5 protein-coding genes and 1 pseudogene are annotated in these 5,354 nt (G+C 69.4%); 1 reads left to right on the top strand and 5 read right to left on the bottom strand.

Going from position 1 to position 5,354, the window contains the following annotated elements; translation table 11 throughout:
- Positions 1 to 134 precede the first annotated feature (134 nt).
- Entirely contained in the window at positions 135 to 1,547 is a 1,413-nt protein-coding gene (locus K2Z83_RS01935; protein WP_370650020.1) for an amidase, read from the top strand.
- Positions 1,548 to 1,590: 43 nt separating this feature from the next.
- Here the strand turns inward: K2Z83_RS01935 and K2Z83_RS01940 are convergent, their stop codons facing one another.
- The 5 genes and pseudogenes from K2Z83_RS01940 to K2Z83_RS01960 all read right to left on the bottom strand — a co-directional run bounded on the left by K2Z83_RS01940 (position 1,591) and on the right by K2Z83_RS01960 (position 5,312).
- Positions 1,591 to 1,866: a hypothetical protein gene (locus tag K2Z83_RS01940; protein ID WP_220593511.1), complete on the bottom strand. Its 276-nt coding sequence runs from the start codon at positions 1,864 to 1,866 to the stop codon at positions 1,591 to 1,593.
- 63 nt (positions 1,867 to 1,929) lie between these two features.
- Positions 1,930 to 2,094: pseudogene (locus K2Z83_RS01945) on the bottom strand (ATP-binding protein); the annotation flags it as partial.
- Positions 2,045 to 2,590: a PAS domain-containing protein gene (locus K2Z83_RS01950; protein WP_220593513.1), complete on the bottom strand. Its 546-nt coding sequence runs from the start codon at positions 2,588 to 2,590 to the stop codon at positions 2,045 to 2,047. The pseudogene K2Z83_RS01945 and the gene K2Z83_RS01950, both read right to left, overlap by 50 nt.
- Positions 2,591 to 2,705: 115 nt before the next feature.
- Positions 2,706 to 4,424: a hypothetical protein gene (locus K2Z83_RS01955; RefSeq protein WP_220593514.1), complete on the bottom strand. Its 1,719-nt coding sequence runs from the start codon at positions 4,422 to 4,424 to the stop codon at positions 2,706 to 2,708.
- A 96-nt stretch (positions 4,425 to 4,520) separates the two neighbouring features.
- Positions 4,521 to 5,312: a GNAT family N-acetyltransferase gene (locus K2Z83_RS01960; protein ID WP_220593515.1), complete on the bottom strand. Its 792-nt coding sequence runs from the start codon at positions 5,310 to 5,312 to the stop codon at positions 4,521 to 4,523.
- Positions 5,313 to 5,354 lie beyond the last annotated feature (42 nt).

Raw genomic sequence — 5,354 nt, forward strand, 5'->3', positions numbered from 1 at the left:
CAGGCGGCAGGCGGCAGGCGGCAGGGATTGCGCATTGGAATGCATTGCGCTATGCCAAACTGTAAAGCTGCTACGAACCTTGTCTTAGCCAGAGCGGGGCGGCCACCGTGGGCCGCCCGTACGAAGGAGTCCCTGTGAGCACGAACGAGATCTGGTCGATGACGGCGGTGGATCTGGCGGCGCGCATCCGTGAGCGCAGCCTCTCGGCGACCGAGGTGATGTCCGCCCACCTGGCGCGCATCGCGCAGGTGAACCCCGCCCTGAACGCGATCATCACCCTGCTGCCGGATCAGGCGATGGCCGCCGCGCGGGCCGCCGACGCGGCCCTGGCCCGCGGCGAGGCGGTCGGGCCGCTCTTCGGGCTGCCCGTGGCCCATAAGGACCTCGCTGAGACCAAGGGGATCCGCACCACCTTCGGCTCGCCGATCTTCCGCGACCACGTGCCCGACTTCGACGCCCCGATCGTCGCCCGCCTGCGGGCCGCCGGCGCGATCACTATCGGCAAGACCAACACCCCCGAGTTCGGCGCCGGCTCGCAGACCTTCAACCAGGTTTTTGGGGCCACCCGCAACCCCTACGACCTCGGTAAGACCTGCGGCGGCAGCAGCGGCGGGGCGGCCGTGGCCCTGGCCGCCGGCATGATCCCGATCGCTGACGGCAGCGATATGGGCGGCAGCCTACGCAACCCGGCCGGCTACTGCAACGTGGTCGGATTTCGCACCTCTCCCGGCCGGGTGCCCTCCTGGCCCGACAGCACCATGTGGCTGCCGCTCGGCGTGGATGGCCCGATGGCCCGCACGGTGGCCGACGTGGCCCTGATGCTCCAGGCCCTCGTCGGCCCCGACCCGCGCGCGCCGCTCTCGTTCGGCGAGGGCGGCGCGCTCTTCGCCCAGCCCCTGGAGGCCGAGACGCGCGGCCTGCGGGTGGCCTGGAGCGCTGATCTCGGCGGCCTGCCGCTCGACCCGCGCACGCGGGCGGCCTTCGAGGCCCAGCGGGCCACCTTCGAGGCGCTCGGCTGTGTGGTCGAGGAGGCCGCGCCCGACTTCCGCGACGCCGACGAGATCTTCCAGGTGCTGCGGGCCTTCCGCTTCGAGCTGGGCCTCGGCGCGCACCTCGACGCCCACCGCGACCAGCTCAAGGACACGGTGATCTGGAATATCGAGGAGGGCCGCAGGCTGAGCGGGCCGCAGGTCGGCCGGGCCATGCGCCTGCACAGCGAGCTCTTCCAGCGCGTGCGCGCCTTCATGGAGCAGTACGACTTCCTGGTGACGCCGGTGAGCCAGGTGCCGCCCTTCCCGATCGACCAGCCCTACGTCACCGAGATCGACGGCGTGCAGATGGGCAACTACATCGAGTGGATGCGCTCCTGCTACTACATCACCCTCACCGGGCTGCCCAGCATCGCCGTGCCGGCCGGCTTCACGCCCGAGGGGCTGCCGGTGGGCCTACAGATCGTCGGGCGCTACCGCGATGAGTTGAGCGTGCTGCGCCTGGCCCACGCCTACGAGCAGGCCACGCAGCTCTGGCGGCGGCGGCCGCAGATCTAAGGGCTAGTCTGGGGGCGGCCACGCCCTACGCTACGGGCCGCCCTCAGCTGATAGTGGCGACGACATCGCGCTCCGGCCTCACGCGCACGGAATAAAAGGTGTTCCACCAGCCGCGCCTGAAGGGCATCACCGGCTCCAGCGTCCGGGTCTCCGGCGGGTTAGGGAAGATCCAGGATGTGCGCTTCTCGACGACTTCGCCCACAATAGCGCCGCCATCCGGCGCGGTAAAGGTCACCGTCCAGTCCCAGGGCATCTGCACGAAGGCGTGATTGAAGATAGCCGTCCACTCGCCCGCCGGACATGTCACCGTTCGCCCCATCGTACCCTCCTTATCGCTTGATCATCAGCCATGATACGCCAGTTCGTACGATCAATCGGTGTCCCAGGGCAAGGTGATGCAGAAGCGGCTGCCCTGGCCCAGCACGCTCTCGACCTCAACCTGACCGCCGTGGGCTGCGGTCAGCCGCTGTACCAGCGAGAGGCCGAGCCCGGTGCCCTCATATTGGCGGTTCAGGCCATGGTCGATCTGCACAAAGGGCTGAAACAGCACAGGTCTCAATCGACCCGGCCATGCAGCGCCGTTGGATCTCGCGCCAGCGATCAGGGATCTCGGGGAAGATCTCGTCGTGCGATCGGCCGATCAGATCCTGGTCGCCGATCCGATAGTCGCTGATAAAGCGGCGGCTGACCACGAGGTAGCGCATCTCGCGGTCGAACATGGCGATCGCGGCCGGGGCCATCTCGACAAACAGCTTGAGCGTGCGCTCGCTGCGCCGGAGGGCGGCCTCGGCGTTGATAAAGGTCACGCTGCCCTGCGCGTCGGTGGCGATCACCGCGTCACCAATGCTGGCGAGGGTCACGGCGTAGAGCTGTCGGCTGGCCTCGGCGCTCCGCCGCGCCCGGTGCAGCCCCTCGCTCAGCAGGCTGTCAAGCACGCCGACAATGATCATGATCAGCCAGCGGGTGGCATCGACCGATGAGGCGATCGCCAGCGAGCGCTGCGGCGGGGGAGGAGAGGGTCCGGGGGGTGGCTGAGCGTCCATAGGCTTTCATATTAACATAATAGATGGTGTAGATCGCCTAGATCGCCAAGGTTCTCTGTAGTGTACATCATATGTATGCGTATAGTGCCCATAACATGAGGGGTAAAATACGCACTCACTCTGCTGGCTCGTAGCGCCCGTAGGCCCAGCACATCATGGAGACGCTCGCCAGGGCGAGCATGCCACCGCAGGCGAAGACGACCGGCCAGAGCCAGGCGCCGCCGACCCCGAGGATCTGGATCAGGGCGATGACCACGCCGAAAGGCAGCAGGGCCAGGGCGATCACCAGCAGCACCAGCAGGCCATTGGCGAGGAGCACGATCAGCGCCTGGAGCGGGTCGCGCTGGCCGGGGATGCCGGCGGCGGGCCAGATGAAGACCAGGGCGGCGCGCAGGCTGACCAGCGACGCGAGGATGAGCGGGTCGTAGAGGGCCAGGGCCAGGATGTCGGGCCAGGCGGTGTCGGGGGCGCGCAGCCCGGCGCCGATCAGCAGCACCGCCCCGCCGAGCCAGTAGAGCAGCAGGCGCGGCAGCATGGCCATCAGCAGGGTGCGCCAGCGGGCGGCGGGCATGCTCAGCTCCAGGCTGGCGTAGCGCAGGTGGTCGGCCGCATCGTTGAAGATCTGCGTGCTGAGCGAGGTGGAGAAGACCAGGGCGGTGAGCAGGCGGGCGAGGCTGTGGCCGCGCTCGGGGCCGTAGATCCAGAGCGGGATGAGGCCGAGGGCCAGGACGGCCAGGGTGCTGCGCACGGGGGCGCGGCGGATCTCGACCCCGCGCCGCCAGATCTGCGCCGCCGGGCCGAGCAGCCGGGCCGGGCGGGCGCGGGTGGGCCGGGCCAGGTCGTCGGGCGCGGCGGCGGCGACCTCGCCGCCCCAGAGGGCGGCCAGGATGCGCAGGGGGCGCGGCCCGATCTCGCGCAGCAGATCGCCCAGCCCCGGCTTCTTGGGTGCGAGCACCGTCTCCATCAGGGCTCCGGCGCCGCCCCTGGCCACCGCCACAATCAGCAGCCCGCCGCTGATCAGGTCGAGCAGGGCCAGCCCGCCCAGGGCCAGGGCGGCGTGGGGCAGGTCGGGGCGCAGCGGCAGCAGCAGCAGGTCGCTGGCGAGGCCGAGGGGCAGCAGCAGGCCGCTGATTGTCGCGCCGCCGGCTATGCCGAGGAGCAGGTCGAGCAGCGATCTGCCGCCGCCGAGGAGCCACGACACCCCGCCCAGCCCGAGCAGACCTAGCCCCGCGCCGACGATCAGCAGCCCGGCGCGGGCGAACAGGAGCCGCCGGCCATCGGCCTCTTCGCCCGAGATGATCAGGCCGAGGGCGAAGGCCTGGTCGATGCTGGCGAACAGGCAGGCCAGGCCGAAGATGGCCCAGAGGCCGGCGGGCCAGGGCGCGTAGCCGAGCAGGCGCAGGGCCGGGGCCGCGCCGATCCCCCAGAAGAAGTAGCCGGCGAGCAGCGTGCGCAGATGGTTGATCTGGAGCTTGCCCAGCAGCGGCCGCCACGCCGGCACGGGCGTGGCGAAGAGCAGATCCACGTCGGCGCGGGCGAACTGGAGCAGCGGGTTCTGGAAGGCCGCCGTGGTCGCGAGCAGCAGCAGGCTCAGAGTCAGCCCACCGCGCAGGCTGCGCAGCCGATCCTCCATCGCCCCCACGCCGATCAGGCCATCGATCATCGCCCGCGCGAAGTCGGGCAGCGGCGCCACGAGCAGGGCGGCCACCATGCCCAGGCTGGCCGCGCCGTAGGCCAGGGCGACCAGCAGCGCCAGCGCCTGGCGCGGCCCGGCCGTGCTGCGCCGCAGCGCGTTGATTAGCTGGCGCCGCTGCTTATAGCGGAGGGGTGACATCGTTGATTGCAGATTGCAGATTGCAGATTACGCAATCCAGCAGAAGGAACGCTGTGCGGAATACGGTCATCCTGATCTGCAATCTGCAATCTGCAATTATCTCAGGCGAAACTGCACGAAGCCAAAGCGCTCGGCGGGCCAGAAGCCGAGGGCCCGGTAGATATCGAAGGCCGACTGGTTGTCGAGCATGACCATGAGGTAGACACGCGGGGCCAGTCCGAAGCAGGCCTGCGCGAGGGCCGAGGTGCAGGCGGACGCCAGTCCGCGCCGCCGGTAGCCGGGGTGGGTGACGATATTGCCGATCTCGATCACATCGGGTGTGGCGAAGCGGATCGAGGCCATCGCCGCTAGCTGCCCATCGACGAAGGCCCCAAAGGCTGGCCCAAGCTCCATCGCCTCCGGCCCCCAGGCCATCAGCTCGCCCAGGGCGGCGAGCTCGCCCATCGCCGGCAGATCCTCGGGGCGCAGACGGCGCACATCGTCCGCCGTGCGTGGGCGCAGGGTCTCTGGCTCCACCACCATCTGCATCTCAAGATCGACTGACTCGATGTCCGCACAGGCGGCGAGCTGGCGCACGCGCTGCTCGGGGAGCACCGTCGTCAGCCGCGACTCGCCCAGGACAGGCACTCGGTCGCGCAGGGCGGTGAGCAGCGCGGGCAGCGCGCCCCCGATCTCGGCCACAAACACCAGCCCGAGGAAGGGCAGATCGCGGTAGTGCGAGGCCACGCCCTGGACGAACCCGTTGCTGTGGGCGACCACCACATCGCAGCGGCTGCGCAGCTGTGTCACGTTCGAGAGCGGGATGGCGTTTCGGTAGGGCGAACGCCTGAGGTAGGAGAGGGCCTCGGGCTGCCAGCGCTCGTCAAGGTCGACGATCTCGATCGGCATGAGCTGTCTCCGCAAAAATAATGCTGATCTATTGTAGCATGG

The sequence above is a fragment of the Oscillochloris sp. ZM17-4 genome, assembly GCF_019599295.1.
Classification (GTDB): Bacteria; Chloroflexota; Chloroflexia; order Chloroflexales; family Chloroflexaceae; genus Oscillochloris.

What these genes read in the sequence shown, in the direction of transcription:
- K2Z83_RS01950 (WP_220593513.1), bottom strand. Translation starts at nt 2,590, where the DNA reads ATGGACGCTCAGCCACCCCCCGGACCCTCTCCTCCCCCGCCGCAGCGC.
- K2Z83_RS01940 (WP_220593511.1), bottom strand. Translation starts at nt 1,866, where the DNA reads ATGGGGCGAACGGTGACATGTCCGGCGGGCGAGTGGACGGCTATCTTC.
- K2Z83_RS01955 (WP_220593514.1), bottom strand. Translation starts at nt 4,424, where the DNA reads ATGTCACCCCTCCGCTATAAGCAGCGGCGCCAGCTAATCAACGCGCTG.
- K2Z83_RS01960 (WP_220593515.1), bottom strand. Translation starts at nt 5,312, where the DNA reads ATGCCGATCGAGATCGTCGACCTTGACGAGCGCTGGCAGCCCGAGGCC.